The sequence below is a fragment of the Chitinophaga sp. 10T418 genome, assembly GCF_056394125.1.
In genome coordinates this window covers 662,591-679,150 of the sequence record NZ_JBFTHG010000002.1, presented here as the reverse complement: position 1 = coordinate 679,150, position 16,560 = coordinate 662,591, and the positions used below count along the sequence as shown (strand labels likewise).

At 42.9% G+C, this 16,560-nt stretch carries 7 protein-coding genes; 6 read left to right on the top strand and 1 reads right to left on the bottom strand.

All coding sequences use genetic code 11. From position 1 onward, the window contains the following. Positions 1–191: 191 nt before the first annotated feature. Positions 192–1,724, bottom strand: a complete 1,533-nt coding sequence (locus AC1DCV_RS07100) for a sulfatase family protein (protein WP_477022541.1) — start codon at positions 1,722–1,724, stop codon at positions 192–194. 119 nt (positions 1,725–1,843) lie between these two features. On the opposite strand from AC1DCV_RS07100, the gene AC1DCV_RS07095 reads away from it, so the two are divergent. From AC1DCV_RS07095 to AC1DCV_RS07070, 6 genes are all read left to right on the top strand, one after another. Next, positions 1,844–3,250, top strand: a complete 1,407-nt coding sequence (locus AC1DCV_RS07095) for a hypothetical protein (RefSeq protein WP_477022540.1) — start codon at positions 1,844–1,846, stop codon at positions 3,248–3,250. 266 nt (positions 3,251–3,516) lie between these two features. Beyond that, on the top strand, positions 3,517–5,673 hold the full coding sequence (locus tag AC1DCV_RS07090; RefSeq protein ID WP_477022539.1) for a hypothetical protein: 2,157 nt from the start codon (positions 3,517–3,519) through the stop codon (positions 5,671–5,673). A gap of 9 nt (positions 5,674–5,682) precedes the next feature. Further along, on the top strand, positions 5,683–6,774 hold the full coding sequence (locus AC1DCV_RS07085; RefSeq protein WP_477022538.1) for a hypothetical protein: 1,092 nt from the start codon (positions 5,683–5,685) through the stop codon (positions 6,772–6,774). Positions 6,775–6,801: 27 nt separating this feature from the next. Further along, positions 6,802–12,504, top strand: a complete 5,703-nt coding sequence (locus AC1DCV_RS07080; RefSeq protein WP_477022537.1) for a PA14 domain-containing protein — start codon at positions 6,802–6,804, stop codon at positions 12,502–12,504. 17 nt (positions 12,505–12,521) lie between these two features. Beyond that, positions 12,522–13,010 carry a hypothetical protein gene (locus AC1DCV_RS07075; protein WP_477022536.1) on the top strand — a complete coding sequence of 163 codons (489 nt, stop codon included), beginning with the start codon at positions 12,522–12,524 and terminating at the stop codon, positions 13,008–13,010. Positions 13,011–13,071: 61 nt separating this feature from the next. After that, positions 13,072–16,515, top strand: coding sequence for a hypothetical protein (locus tag AC1DCV_RS07070; protein ID WP_477022535.1), 3,444 nt, complete (start codon positions 13,072–13,074; stop codon positions 16,513–16,515). Positions 16,516–16,560: the final 45 nt, after the last annotated feature.

Genomic DNA, 16,560 nt, shown 5'->3' with positions numbered 1-16,560 from the left:
GCACCGTTGCTGATGCGGTTCCTTAAGTTTTAATTTCCTATTTATCAATAACTTAAAGAAATATTTTCAGTCGCACTTTCAAGCCAGCAGATCACCAGTAAATACTGCAATCAGGAGTCAAAAATAGCCCTTTTGGCTTAATTGTCAAAAGTTTTGGCTTTGTACATCATATATTCTGTTATAGCAGGCGGTTATTTTGTCTCCAGTATTTTCAGCGCATCGGTGTCTTTATACTGTACCATCAGCTTTTTCAGTTTGTCTTTCAGCGTTGCTGTGAGCTTTTCGTAGCTTTTTTGCCCATAGAGATTGTTTACCTCATGCGGATCTTTTTTAAGGTCGTACAATTCCCAGCTGTCTGACTCTCCATAGAAGCGCACCAGGGTATATTGTTTGGTGCGAATGCCGAAATGAGGATATACATGATGCGGCTGTGGGAATTCGTAATAGTGGTAATAGGCTTCTTTTCTCCAGGATATATTTTTAGAATCTTCTTTCAGCAGGGGAAGAAAGGAAGTGCCTTGTATGTCGGCGGGTACTTTTACACCGGCCATGTTAAGGAAGGTGGGTGCCCAGTCGATATTCAACATCAGCTGATGGATGGTGGTGCCTGGTTTTATAACACCAGGATATTTTATGATAAAAGGAGTACGCAATGACTCTTCATAAATAAAGCGTTTGTCAAACCAGCCGTGTTCGCCCATATAAAATCCCTGATCCGAAGCATATACCACTACTGTGTTTTTTGACAGGCCGGATTTATCGAGATAGTCCAGCAGTTGTCCGATGTTGCGGTCGAGCGATTTTGCGGTGGCCAGGTAGTCTTTCAGGTAGCGCTGGTATTTCCATTCCACCAGGGCATCGCCGGAAAGATGTTTGGCATCAAATTCTTTGCTGATTTTGTTTTCGTAGTAATCGATGTATGCTTTCTTTTGTTCCGGTGTGAAGCGCCCATAGATGCCTTTTTCGTAATCGGCATGTACTTTCAGGTCTTCTTTCAGGCGCATGGTTTTATCGATAGTCATGTCCTGGTTTTGAGCGGCCAGCCGGTTTTTGTAATTGTCTTTGAAAGTCGGTGGGAGCGGAAATGTTTTATCGTCATATGTACCCAGGTCCTGGATATCCGGCAGCCATTCGCGGTGAGTAGCTTTTTCGCCCACTACCAGGAAGAATGGTTTAGTGGTATCCCGGTTGTTGAGCCAGTTGAGCGACAGCTTGGTAATAATATTGGTGACATATCCCTCTATGCGGGTAGTATCTCCGGGGCCAATGATATCCGGGTTGTAATACTGTCCCTGGCTGTTGAGGATGCGCCAGTAATCGAATCCTCTGGGCAGGTTGCCCAGGTGCCATTTACCTATCCAGGCGGTCTGGTAGCCGTTTTGCTGCAGCAGGGCGGGAAACAGTTGTTGTTCCACATCAAACTTCTTTTCATTCAGCGTATAGCCATTGATGTGACTGTACTTGCCGGTCAGCAGCGTGGCCCTGCTGGGTCCACAGATAGAGTTGGTGACGAGCGCGTTTTTAAAAATTGCGCCTTGCCTGGCGATACGGTCAATATTGGGAGTCTGAACCAATTTGCTGCCATAGGCACTGATAGCCTGGTAGGCGTGGTCGTCAGAGAATATGAAAATAATGTTGGGACGTTGTTGGCCGTAACTGTTGACTGCGAACAGCAGTAACAGGATCCAGATTTTCTTCAGATAGTTTGTGGCAAAACTTTTCATGTTCATGTTTTTATCTTCCGGTAAACAAGATATAATAATCTAGTATCATTTTGTTGTTTTTGGGTTTAAAGTATGCAGTATCTTAGCCGGCAATTGAATGATCAGATTAAAATATAACTATGCCCTGCGGCAAGTTTATTGATCAGTTGTGTATGCCATTTTATATTCAGTATCCTATTCCTATGAAGTTTTTTTTCTCCGTTTTCATGCTGATTTTTTCTGTCAGTTTTAGTTTTGCCCAGAATATTTACCAGATCAAAGCAGATAGTGTCAGGATCTATAATACCTGTGATACTGCAGAATTGATTCTCGAAAATCGTACACAGAAGATTCCAGGATTTCTCTTTAATAAAGGGAGGGGGCGTACAGAATTCCAACGGTTGCGACTTAAGCAGGTAAATGGAAATGCGTTAGCAATAGATGGACAGGATACGCTTTCATTATCTCCGTTGATCAAAACGGCAGCTGATCCTTTGTACATCTGGCAGCAAGCAACAGTGTCACAACCACTAGCCGGTTTTTGGATATCAGGTACCGGAAGAGCGGGCGCCTTCATGACCAATAATCCTATTAACTCACCACATACCGTTATGCTGAAGCCAGGTGGAAATACTTCCCGTTGGGCTACTTTCCTTTATAATACGGAGTCGGGCACCGGTAATCAGGGATCAGATTTTCGGTTGGCGAGGTATAGTGATTCCGGAACGTTTGTGAGCAATGTGATGACTGTTGAGCGGGCTAATGGTATCGTGACATTTAACGAAGGGATCAGGACAAATGGTTATATGGGAGTTAATACACCGCAGCCAGGATTCAGACTCAGTGTTTCGGATTCCATTACGGCAATATATGATACTAAGTCTATCGCGTATAGCTATCCGCTAGGTACAATGCTGGGATTGTATAATATGGGTAAAGCAGATAGTATTTACTCAGGGATTGGGTTCCAGGGCATTAATAAAGCAGGGCTTTATCAATCGGTGTACATGGGAATTGTAACAGCAGGTGGTAGTACTTATCAAGGTAACTTTGTTATAGGGCAGAGAAGTGGTGATATGACTTATGCAGAGCGAATGCGTATAGCCGCTAACGGTAGTGTGGGAATTGGTACAAATGCGCCTGTTGCATTGCTGGATGTTAACGGGGCTGTTCGGATTGGCAACGCGAAAAACAATGCCGCCGGTGATAGCATACTAACAACGGATGCGAATGGGATTGTAAGATTGAAATCTCCCGGAACAGGTATTATGCCGATTAGCGTGATACAAGGAAACATTAGCCTTGGACCGAATGACTTTACAACGATTATTAATAATAGCGCTGCAGTAGTTGTGACGTTACCATCTGCTGCGAGTAATAAAGGGAGAGTATATAATGTCAAGAAGATTTCCAACAATGCGGTGAATATTACTATTCAGCCCCAGAGTGGTGATCTGATTGAGAATGGTCCCAATTTTATCTTTAGTACTTATAATAAGAGTGTACAGCTACAAAGCAGTGGTACAGCGTGGTACGTCATTAATTAATCTTGTTTTATAAAAAGTACCCGCTTATTTTAATATGTTAATTTAAGTTATACATTTGCTGATAGAAATAAATTATCCCGTGAGTACCTGTGCCTATATGTTAACCTTTAGTGTTTTTAGTAAGTCGTAGTTTGAGAAGTATTTCCCTGATATTAGTGATCGTGTCCCTTTTTCTCTCCTATGATAGCGACGCACAGATGCATCTACCTGGAAACAATGGTAGAGCGTCAGATACCAGCTATTACTATATACATAGGGGCTGCAAGATGAAATTGCCAGTGTTGGTAGTGTTGTATGCATCTCCTCCCGGAGATACCCATTACCAGATTATCAGGCGAAAACATGTAGAGGGCGTACCGGTGGTGGATACACGAAAACCACTGCTGGTGGTGCATGGGAATGTAACCTATGATGGGTATTATCAATCCAATGCGGATACTCCTTATCTTGAACGGGATATTTATCAGCATACACTACAAACTGTACTGGACATTACTGTAAAAGACCAGTACCCGCTTCACCTGGCTTTTAGTACCAGTAAAGGAAATTCACGTCTTTTCCGGAATATTACCGGCATTAATTTTCAGTATACCAACCAGGATTTTAAAAATATGCTGATAGCCAAAGCAAGGGGGTGGGATGCCGGTAAGCTAAAGCAAAAAATAGCACTAGATCAGTTGAAGCAGCAACTGGACTACGACTGGAATGATATTAATAAACTTAAAGCCTGGTTTAATTCACCTGCACAGATACAAAGAATAGTGGAGGCGAAAGAGCGGGAATATCAGTTGCGCCTAAACGATTCTCTGGCACAATTGTCAAAACTGGGAAAACGTCCGTCACTGGATCTTCCGGTAGATGTACTTAGTGAGAAGCTTACGCTGAAAGACAGTCTTGCTATACGTTTCAGAAAAGAATATGACGAGAAGAAAGCCTTACTCGACTCTCTTCAACATGCCTTTGCTGCTAACGAACAGCTGTATCAGAAAAAAGAAAAAGCGTATAGTGCGCGCAAAGGATCTCTGATGGATGCTTTGCAGTATAGCCGCAATAATAAAGAGTTATCAGACAGACTGGAATCGCTGAACTTACCGGATTCTATTTTACCTAAAGGTTATAAAACCATGTTAGCCATCAGGTCTGTTGGGCTTGGCCGCACTATGGTAGACTACTCTGAGCTTACCGCAAAGAACATCAGTATCATGGGAGTACAGGCGGAATTGAATCCATCCTGGTACCTGGCTTTTGCTACCGGTGCGGTGGATTATCGTTTCCGTGATTTCATTGTCAATGAAAACAGAACCCGTCAATACCTGAATATGGTGCGGGTGGGCAAAGGTTTGAAAGAAGGAAATCACGTTATCCTTTCTTATTATTTCGGTCAGAAACAGGTGTACAACTTCAATACAACGCCTCCTGCGGGCGGTAACACGGCTACACCGGATTATAAGATTATGGGCTTGTCGCTGGAGGGCCGGTACCAGCTGAATAAAAATAACTACGTAGTAGGGGAACTGGCAAAGTCTTCTTTGCCTTACTATGTCAGGAGTGCGCATGAACAGGGATTGGGTAGCAGTATGATAGGATTTAATGATCATAGCAATGAGGCATATGCCATCAGCACTTTTTCATTTATACCGTCTACGGCTACACGCATTAATGGTATGTATAAAAGGATGGGGGCCAACTTCCAATCCTTTAGTTTGTATGCCACAGGTTCCGCACAGGACGCCTGGATGGTGCAGGTAACACAGCCTTTTTTTAAGCAGCAGCTCACACTTACAGGTGCTGTGAGGCAGAATGTGTATACCAGCGTTTTTGAAAATTCCAGTTACCGGAGCAATACTATTTTTAAGAGTATACAGGCTACTTTCCGTCGCAGGAAATGGCCGGTATTGTCTATTGGTTATTTCCCTTCTTCACAGTTGATGAAACTGAGTGAAGATCGTTATATGGAAAATCTGTATTACACACTGGTGGCTACCGGTAGTTATTTCTATCAGTACAGGGGGATTAGTATGAATACTATTTTCTCCGGTACCCGGTTTTATAATCATCAGACGGACAGCAATTTTGTGTATTTCAATAGTACTAACCTGTTATTGAATCAAACTGTTTTCCTGGGCAAATTCACCTTGAATGGAGGTGTATCATCTGCTACCACTACGGATTATGCCGTGTATGGGGCAGATGGAAATGTACAATATAAAGCATTGAAATGGTTGGAGCTGGGAGGTGGTTTGAAGTACAATTACCAGACAGTATTTGAATTACGCCAAATTGGTTATTCCGCCAATGCGAGGGTGAACATACCTAAAGTAGGAGAAATAACGGTGATGGGAGATAAAGGATTTGTGCCCGGAGTAAATAAGCAGTTGGTCCCCAATAAAACCGGGCGATTAACCTATACCAGAATATTTTAAGTTTTTAATATGAAAAGATCCCTATTCCTGCTAATGATGTTGTGCTGTGTTCGTGCAGGCGCACAAGTTAGTATGACGGTACAATTGCCTCCTGCGGGTGTATTATTAAAGGCGCAGCTGTGGAATATAGTGTTGGTGTCGGCCTCCAGTAATACAGTAAGCGTACAGGTGACGATGCGTTTAATGGATGCGCGCACCAACCAGCCGGTGCTGACAGGTATTACCCGAAACATTTCTATCAACAAAGGAGCCCGGCAATTGCAGGCGGGCGATTTGATGCCGATACAGTATGAATATCTTTCCCCGGTGATAGACCGCAGCGTGAATGGTTTCCTGGCTGCAGGCAATTACCTGGCTTGTTACAGCCTGGTAGTGGTAGGAGACAAGACCGGTAATCAGCCCGGAGAAGATTGTGTTCCATTTACTATTGAGCCGGTTAGTCCGCCGCTGCTGAACAGTCCTGCTAACCAGAGTGAGCTGCTCACCTTCTTACCTCAGTTTACCTGGCTGCCACCGGCGCCACTCAATATGTTCAGTGACCTGAATTACGAGCTGATTCTGACCGAAGTACATGGCGGTCAATCTCCCGAAGAGGCGATACAACAGAATATTCCTGTGCTGAGAGCACCGCGGCTGAAGAACATTTTCATGAACTATCCATCGGGTGGTGTACAACTGGATAGCGCCAATACCTATGCGTGGTCGGTGATTGCGAAGAATGGAAATTTGTTTGCCGCACAAACAGAAGTATGGACATTCCGGGTGAAGGGAAGTAATAATAATACTGGAATGCTGAACAATGCTTATGTGCAATTGCGTAAAGAGCTGGATGGATCTGTGATGCATGGCGACCGTGTGCTGCAGCTAAGCTATAATAATGAGACAGCAGATAGTACCGCTGCTTACGAATTGATATCACTGGACAACAGTAATAAGGTCGTATATGCGGGTACGTTAGCTATCAAAAGAGGTAGTAATCACCTGGATGTTCCATTGGAAAAGCGGCGGGGATTGCATTCCGGACAGGTATACCTGTTTCGCTTACAGAATTCCAGACAGGAATACTGGCAGATGAAATTTATTTACACGAAAGAAGATTAATAGTAATACCTATAAAATTACGTTGAAATGATACTGGCTTTTGCAGCAAAGGGGAAGAAGACGATTGCGTGTGTGATGTTGGCGTTAATTTATTTGGAAGCAGTAATTCCCGCGTATGCGTTGGGAAGAGGGAGGACTGTTTATAGAGTAGATGCAGGTGTGCCGGTAGCCAGGCCTGCTACTGCGATGCCGGTGGAAGATCCGGCTTTGGCCGGTGGCCGGTCTACAACGCCGTTAGTTGCGAAGACAGCTTCAGTGTCAGCATCAGCATTGCCGAAAGGCACCGGAGGGCCTACCCAGCCGGAAATGGAAACTTTCCAGTCTGTGAACAGCGACAATATGGTGGATTTGTTTTCGGGCAATTTCTCCTATAATATCCCTTTGCTGGATGTAGACGGATATCCGTTGTCGTTAGGATACAGCAGTGGAATCACAATGGACCAGGAGGCCAGCTGGACCGGATTAGGATGGAATATCAATCCTGGTACGATTACCAGGAATGTAAGGGGATTACCGGATGATTTTAATGGATCCGACTCAATTACAAAAAGGCTGAACATTAAGGAGAATAAAACTTCTGGTGGTACGGGAGGTATAACGTTTGAGCTTTTTGGTCTTGATCTGAAGGGAGCGTTGGGGTCAGTGTTTGATTCCCTTTCGTTTAATCTCAGTGCCTCTTTAGGGATCTTTAAGAATACCTACAGAGGATGGGGAATGGAAGCGAGTGTTAGTCCGAGTATTGGGGTCAGTAATAAAAGTGCGGGAGGACTGACTGCCGGTTTAGGAATAGGAGTTGGTATGAGTACACAACAGGAGGGAGTGTCTATCAGCCCTAGCCTGGATGTAGCCATACACCAGAAGGCTTCCAATGAGAAAAGTGTTTACAGTGGGCAAATAAGTTCTACGCTTACATTTAATACGCGTGGTGGTCTGAAGGCATTGCAATATTCTGCAGGGGTTAGTAAATACAGGACTATTGAAAAAACAAGAAAGGGAGTAACGACTTTAGGTCGCTTTTCCACACACGAGAACCTTATATCTTCCAGCATTTCCTATGCATATCCCAGTTCCATTCCTTCCATGAGCATTCCTTATACCAGTGAAATGTATACAGGTAAGTTTGCTTTAGGGGGTGAGGTGAATGGATTTCACCCGCAGGGATTTGCATCCGGATATCAATCGCGGCAATATATTGCGCCGGCGGATCGGGTACTGACTTTACCGGCATTTGGTTATCTCTACTATTACAATGGTGCAGGAAATGACAAAGCGTTACTGGACTATAACCGGGAGCGGGAGATGCCTGTTAAAGAAGGTATTAAGAACATTGCTATACCGTCATATACTAATGACGTTTTTTCTATTTCGGGGGAAGGTACAGGAGGAATGTTTCGTGCATTTCGTAATGATATCGGGTATGTGTATGATCACTTTATGGCTACAAGGGATAATTCGGGTAGTCTTGGTGCAGAAGTTGGTTTGGGTAACGCCTGGCATGCCGGCGTAGATTTAACAGAAACACATTCTACTACTGTTAATGGTGCGTGGATCGAGAATAATCCACTTGCGAAAGACATTGCCTTTACTGCGTCAAAGAAACAGTATGAGGCAGTTCATTTCAGGAATCCTGGCGAAATGACTACGGCTCCTAAAGTTTATTATGAGATGCTGGGAGGAGATGATGTGGTGTTTCCTCAAATGACAGGTAATAATACGCCTGACATCTCTACAACGGATACGTTGTGGAGATATAAAGGAGGCAGGCTTATCGGCAAATTGCCTTTTAATAATATTAATGCTGCCAACCAGGAAAGAAGTAAAAGAACGCAGGTAATTTCCTATCTCACAGCTGAGGAAGCCAGCAAGGCAGGGTTTACAAAGCTGATTGAAAACTATTCGGAAAATCAGTATGTGTTTAATAATTGCGTTACTACTTATCCGGGAGCGCCTGAAGAAAAGCATGGGTATAAGAGGGAGAATTTTGACAACCCGGATTTGGACCCAAAGGATATAAGAATTGGTATGATAGCCTCTTCTATAAACCATAGTAAGGCGGAGGGGTACCCGGATGGCATTACGATCGGAACAGGATTGAGTAACCATGAGCATATCAGTTGTCGTTGGATTGGTAAGCTAAAGGCGCCAGCTACCGGAAAGTATTATTTTAAATATGAGTATGATGATGGGATACGGATATCTATAAATGATAGAACGTTCACTAATTGGGATAAGTGGGAATGGAGTCCGAATGCACGTCCGGAGGAGTTTTTTACAGTGAATCTTGAAAAAGATAACGTCTATGATTTAAAGGTCGAGTATCGTAATTTCGGTGGCCCTGGTAAGATAATATTGAATGTATATTATGGCAATAACGTTGCCGGCCCCGAAGACATTTATCAACCGATTAAGATTTTTACTTACACTATTCTACCTGGCAAGCTGACCAAAGAAGAACGGGTGGATAGCATCCGTAAACCTCATCATCTTTCTGAAATTGATGTTCTAAATAATGATGGCAGGAAATACGTATATGGTTTGCCGGTATACAATCTGAAAGAGAAAGAAGTTACCTTTTCAGTGAAGCATGAGAATGGCAATGCCGAAGATGGTACTGTATCTTATAATTCCACACCTGGCAGCGATCAAAGGGAGGATAGTGTAACCAATTCAAGTGGTAATGATCATTATTTTGTTTCAGAAGAAACGCCTGCTTATGCCCACTCTTTTCTGTTAACAGGTGTAGTATCTCCCGACTATGTAGATTTAACAGGGGATGGTATTACCGATGATGATGCCGGTAATGCGGTGAAGTTTAATTATACCAAAACAGCGGGTAAAGACAATCCTTATAAGTGGAGAACACCTTATACCAGAAATGCAACCTACAATGAAGGCCTTAAAACAGAAAACAATGATGATAAGGGTAGCTATGTGTATGGTGAGAAAGAATTGTGGTACCTGAACTCCATTGAATCTAAAAATATGGTGGCCACCTTTACGCTGGAAGACAGGGAAGATCTTTTGCCAATAGATGAGCGGGGGAATAAGATACGTAATACCCACCAGGCAAAGCGGCTAAAGGAAATTAATCTGTATGTAAAGGCCGATTATTTAAATAGTAAAACGCCAAAACCGGTAAAAACAGTTCATTTTGAATATAGCTATGAGCTATGTCCGGGAGTAAATGCTCCTGAAAGCGATTCCGGGAAGCTTACCCTTAAGAAAGTATGGTTTTCTTATAATGGTAACGAGAGTAAAACTAATCCCAAAAGGGCACAACAAAACGCTTACGTTTTTAACTATAATAAAATTAACCCGGCATACAGCGCCAAGTCTTACGACCGGTGGGGTAACTATAAAGCAGCGACTCAGAATCCGATAGGTAATGATGGAAAACCGATGACGAACCCGGAATATCCGTATGCGTTACAGGATAGTACACTGGCAGCTGCCAATGCAGGAGCCTGGACATTAGACTCTATCAAACTACCATCCGGAGGAAGGATGAAGGTAGTATATGAGGGAGATGATTATGCCTATGTACAGAACCGCAGGGCGGCAAAGATGACGAATATCGCCGGATTTGCTGATAGAGCGCCTCACGCCGCCGGGGATCTTTCCAATCATTTATATGAGCGTGGCCTGGATTGGAAGTATGATAACCTGTATGTAGCATTTAATGTTTCCCGGAAGGTGAATTCTAAAGAAGAGGTGTTCAGACGGTATTTGTCTGAATTACATGATACGCTGTTTTTCAGAATAAATGTAAAAATGCCATCGGATGACTTCGGAAGTGGAAATGAGTATGTGCCTTGCTATGGTTTCATTGATAAATCAGATTACGGCTTCATCGAGGGAACTAATATTATTTATGTGAAGCTACGTGCGATCAATAAGAAAGGCAATGAAGGTGGTGATTATAGTCCACTTGCTCAGGCGGCCATGCATTTCCTGCGTTTAAACCTTCCATCCAAAGCATTCCCGGGATCTAATACCGGCGACAAACTGGAGATGGCAGAAGCCATACAGATGGTCGTCAATATGTCTGCCGGTGCGTTAAAGCAATTGGTGTCGTTTGATAGAAATGCCCGTAAAGATGGATGGGCACAGGAAGTGGACCTCAGTCGTTCCTATGCCAGATTAAATGATCCAGACTATAAAAAATATGGAGGCGGATTGCGGGTGAAAAAGTTACTGATCTATGATCACTGGAATAAGATGACGGGTAAAAAGGAGTCTGTATATGGTACCGAGTATAAATATACGACCACTAAAAAGATCAATGGAAAAGATGAGGAAATCAGTAGTGGAGTAGCCATCTATGAGCCTATTTTAGGCGGCGAAGAAAATCCGTTCCATACACCTAATATTTATTCCGAACAGGCCGGGTCCTTAGCACCGGTATTTACCAGCTATGTAGAGAATCCTTTGGGAGAAGGGTTTTTCCCGGCACCGGGTGTGGGTTATGCTAAAGTAACTACCCGATCTATCAACACCAGGCATACACGCTCTGCTAATGGTAGTGAAGAAACCTGTTTTTATACGGCCTATGAGTTTCCCACTATTGTAGAAAGTTCAGAGTTAGGTGATGAATCAAAATTCCGCTATAAACCAGGATTCAGGAACTTTCTGAAGATTGACTCCAAGTACCATATGGCTATTAGTCAGGGCTTTAAAATAGAGTTGAATGATATGCATGGTAAGTTAAGATCTAAGTCCACTTTCGCGGAATCGGGTAAAGACGCTATTGCCTCCACTACCTATTATTATCGTGTTGATAATGACTCATTGGAGGTCAAGCATCTGAGTAATACAGTTACTACTATCAATGCAAAAGGTGAGATAGATACAGCTGCTATCATTGGGAAAAATGTGGAGTTGATGATGGACATGCGTCAGCAAACCTTCCACACACATAGCTCAGATAAGAGTATTAATACGGATGGTTTTGTGATTGGCATATATCTAATATACATACCTGTGTATTTTGGATATCCACGGAATGAAGAGAATATATTCAAATCAGCTGCTGCCACTAAGGTGATTAACCGACAGGGTATTTTAGACAGAATAGAAGTGGTGGATAAAGGAAGTAAAGTAGTGACCCGAAATTTACTGTATGACAGTGAAACTGGTGAAGTATTGCTAACTGCCACACAGAATGAGTTTGGAGATTCAATATATCAGTTCAATTACCCCGCAGCCTGGGCATATGATGGCATGGGAGGTGCGTATAAAAATATCCAGACTACTGTGGGAGGTTTGAATATCAGGAACGGGAAAATCATATCAGGACTTTCTGCAGCAGAGCAAAATGACCTTTTTGTTTCTGGCGATGAAATGCTGATCTATTCCAGGAACCGGGTGTTTGGAGATCCTTGTGTTGGAGATCCTGAGGGATTAGCCACTTTCCCCAGCAATAGTAAAATATGGGCAGTGGATGCCAATGCGTTGAATGGAGGAGAGCCGGATATTTATTTCCTTACCAAAGAAGGAAAGCCGTTTACCGGAGAGGATGTTTCGCTGAAAATAATTACTTCCGGGCGTAAGAATTTAAGCGCCAGTATGGGAGCTGTTACCATGATGAAGACACCGTTGGTGAAGAAAGGAAATAACTACGAGTTGGTGATTGACAAGAGCAGAAATATCATTAATGCTTCGGTAACAGAGTTCAAACAGAATTGGCATGTAGAAGATGCGATGAAATCAGTAAAAGAGTGTGTTTATTAAAATTCAAACTATCAACTATGTATATACGTCATATTTTAATAGTTATCGTATTGTTTTTCGCAGGAAAACTTCAGGCGCAGGATAGTATTTCTACAGGTGCATTGACAGGGAGTTGGAATATTACCAGAGTGGTGGCTAAAACTTATTCGCAGCAGGATCGGAAATTACTGCAGGAGAAAGTATTGTCTGGTGCCGATGCTATACGGACAGTGCGGGGATTTGTACCGCAAAAAATAGTATTCCAGGGATATGATTGTAGAATAGAACACAATTATGGTGTTGAGTCTGGTGTATATGTGACCGATACTAACGGGCATTTATGGTATAAAAAAAGGGGTAAAGAACGTTTGTCTCCTGAAGCTATCAGGTTAGGGGTACCCTGGAATTATAATATAGAGGCTGGTAAAGTGTTGTCTCTTGAGATGCCACCTTCTTACTATAGTGAAAACGGTACCAATACGCCGGTAAAACTGGTATTTACCTGTTACTATGAAATGGCAAACTGATTCAACATTACGATTTAATACAAAGGAGTTTACAGGTATGCATACATTAAACCTACCCTTAATGAAGTATAAGCGCTTATTGGGCATTATTTTTTTATTGTTGATGAGTGCGATTAGTTCATTTGCACAATGCAGCGACTGGAATATTTCAGCAAAGATTGATAGTGCTACCTGCGCAGCCAATGGGAAAATAACGGTAACACTTACAGGTGCCGATGTTCGTAATCTTGATAGTTTGCAGTACAGGCTGGAGGCGTTGACTACCGGCGGAACAGATGTGGCACAGAATTCTTCCAATATTCTTCAAAATCTTCGGCCTGGAAATTATCGGTTGACTGTAAACGGTATGTGTAGCAGTACACCGGTGGTGAAATCTATTGATGTGACTGTGCCTGGTAGCTATGTGGATATGGATTTTAGTTTAAATGTTCACATTTCTGCCCTGGGTACTTGTAGTAATGGAAGACTTTCAATTGTTATTACAAATGGGAAGGGACCGTTTACTGCTACTATATTAAGTGCTCCTGCTACCTATACTGGTCCAAAAACGTTTGCGGTAAATGTAAACCCATTTCCCGTAAAAAACCTGCCTACCGGAGACTATGAATTCTCGGTGACTGACCAGTGTGGTAATGGGAAGGTAAGGTCGGCAAAAATCTATAGTGGTACTGTTAGCAGCAGTACCTTCAGTGTATATCAGGGGGCTGCGGTATACGGTAGTTGTGATCAGATTCAGCTTCCCTATTTCCATGCAGATGCACCAGGGTACACCGCTTTTTTAGACGATGATACTGCTAATTTTGCCGTTAGCTATAAGATAGGGGATTTACCCCGTACGCGGGATTATCGCTATAATGCGAACGGTAATACGTTTAAGTTGCCACCTGGAGTTGATTTTAAGAGTCTTTATAATAAAGATATTATCTCCTATATTACCTCACCTTGCGGGGCTCCTTTTGATATTACCTATCGGTTTGAAGCTCCTTATTTCTATGGACGCTTTACTTCTAACTGTGATACATCTGTTAATCTACTATACGGTGTGTATAATCCCAACCTTTGTGGACCGGTGTTCGTAAGCATATTGGATACCATTTCTAAAAGATCGTGGAAGGATACACTAACTATTGCCAAGGGGCTGAGTTCCACTATTAATAATGTGCCATTTGGTGTTTATCAGTTTACAGCCACAACGGTGAACGGTTATGAATTAAGTACGAATAGGGTAGTTGCTTACAGAGACACCAGCAACCCTTACTACGTGCGGATTGATCAACTTTACGGGCCCGTGGGAGATGATGGTGGCTTTTCGCTATCTCTTTGGAATGCTAATGGCAACATTAGTGCGGGAAGCAGGATTCAACTGGTAAGCCCGCAGCAATTTGCATTTGATGTTTATACTACCAGCGATGACAATGGGTATTTGGTTGGCTGGCCTAATAATAACCCAAGAGTAAGACTGATCCCCGGCGATTATAAATTTATTGTTACCGATAAGTGTAAACAATATCCGGTGACGATTCGTGTTACTGAGGATGATGTTTTTAGATATACCTGGAGTTATACCACCCAAAAAACATGTGAGGGATTGTTAGTTACGGCGAATGGCTTCGCAAAATTCAATGGCAATACGTTACCTATATATATGGCTGTTTTAAACAATGGGCCTGCGGTGCCAGGTGGCTCGTCTGTTATGTTGAAAACAGGTGGAGAATATACAATTGGTGTTTCAGCCCGTTCAACCTCGGTAATGGATTTTTCACCTGCAAATGGTGGAAATGGTGTAAACGTAAAAAAAGTGTTCTATTATCAAAAGAATCTTGACCTGGATTCTTCCCTTGGTTGGGTATGCCCCGGAGCACCGGATAATTCGGGCCGCATCAGGGCCATTGCAGCAAATGGTAATGGCAGCAATGGGATCTATACTTATAAGTTGGCGGAGGAAGGATTCGGATTGACCGGGCCATATCTGGATAGCAATACCACTGGAAATTTTGCGTCCAATGCCCGTTACTCCTTGATGAAAAACAAAAACTATGATGTACAGATAACGGATGAATGCAAAGCTTCTATAGTAAGAGGTATTAAGATCCTTGATTTTGCCAATTTTCAGGCGATAACAGCAGATAAACCACTGTTTTGCGTAGGTGATACCGTATACTTTAACGCTATCAATCTACCTACCACTGCCAAACAATATACCTGGACCAATCCACAACATCAGGTGTTTGACACTACGCGAACTGCGGTGATATATAATGTCGATTCCAGTTATATCGGAAATTATCACGTAAAAATTACCTCTGATCTTTGCGGTTCACCAATTGAGGGAGATGTATACCTGCGGGTAGCTCCTTACATCATCAAATGTTACAGCGCTGTTACAGATACCAGTGTAAACCCATATATACACGGTCTGTTAGGTAACTGGCGTGCTGCTAAATCATATACTTATTATGGCGCGCGTGCAGAGTCTGATCCTGCACAGGCAACCAATATCCGTAAAGATGGTGCCTTTAATGATTTCTTGTCTTTCTGGCAAAAACAAACAAAAAACTGGGTACCTCAGAATAACAATCCAGCCTGGGTATGGAATGCGGAAAGTACCATTTTTAACAAGAAGAGTTTTGAACTTGAGAATAAGGATCCACTAGGACGTTATAACGCGGCAATATATGGTTACAGCAATGCCGTACCGGTAGCCGTAGTACAGAATAGCCACTACCGGGAAGCCGGATATGAAGGGTTTGAAGATTATCGGTTTGGGGGCAATGGTTGTAGTGATGGTAGTTGCCCGGTAGATCGTCATTTTGATTTTTCCAGGTACATTAATAATATGGATACTACACAAAGCCACACCGGTAGATATAGTTTGCGGGTAGCGCCGGGAGACAGTATCCTGTTTTCATCGATTGTGTCAGATACCGACAAAATACTTATGGCCCCGGATTTCCGGATGGGGGCCACTAATTGTTCTGTTAGCCCGGTATTGCAAGGCGTGCGGGTAAACAGAGATGTATTATTACCTATCTACTCACCACTGGCAGGTAAAAAAGTACTCTTCAGTGCGTGGGTAAAACAAGCGCAGGACTGTCACTGCAGCAGTTATGATAATATCAATGTAACGCTGTTTGTGGGAGGCCCTGTACGGGTAACGGTTTCCGCGAAACCGAAAGGTGCCATTATTGAAGGATGGCAACGGTATGAAGAAGTAATAGATGTGCCGACAGGGTCCACCGCCTTCAGCCTGGTAATAGCTACTACCAATAATGCAACCGTTTACTTCGATGATATACGGGTACACCCTTATAATGCCAATATGAAATCATACGTCTATGATCCTAAGAACCTCCGGTTAATGGGAGAACTGGATGAGAACAACTTTGCTACTTTCTATGAGTATGATGATGATGGTACCCTTACCCGTGTGAAGAAAGAAACAGAAAGAGGTATTAAAACGATTAAAGAAACCAGGAGTGCATTGTTAAAAGAAACTGTAGAGTAGCTGTACCGTGTAAGTGCCATTATAAAAGCATTCCCGAACCTATTG

Coding starts and splice junctions, on each gene's coding strand:
- AC1DCV_RS07100 (WP_477022541.1), bottom strand. CDS start 1,724: ATGAAAAGTTTTGCCACAAACTATCTGAAGAAAATCTGGATCCTGTTA.
- AC1DCV_RS07095 (WP_477022540.1), top strand. CDS start 1,844: ATGCCCTGCGGCAAGTTTATTGATCAGTTGTGTATGCCATTTTATATT.
- AC1DCV_RS07090 (WP_477022539.1), top strand. CDS start 3,517: ATGAAATTGCCAGTGTTGGTAGTGTTGTATGCATCTCCTCCCGGAGAT.
- AC1DCV_RS07085 (WP_477022538.1), top strand. CDS start 5,683: ATGAAAAGATCCCTATTCCTGCTAATGATGTTGTGCTGTGTTCGTGCA.
- AC1DCV_RS07080 (WP_477022537.1), top strand. CDS start 6,802: ATGATACTGGCTTTTGCAGCAAAGGGGAAGAAGACGATTGCGTGTGTG.
- AC1DCV_RS07075 (WP_477022536.1), top strand. CDS start 12,522: ATGTATATACGTCATATTTTAATAGTTATCGTATTGTTTTTCGCAGGA.
- AC1DCV_RS07070 (WP_477022535.1), top strand. CDS start 13,072: ATGAAGTATAAGCGCTTATTGGGCATTATTTTTTTATTGTTGATGAGT.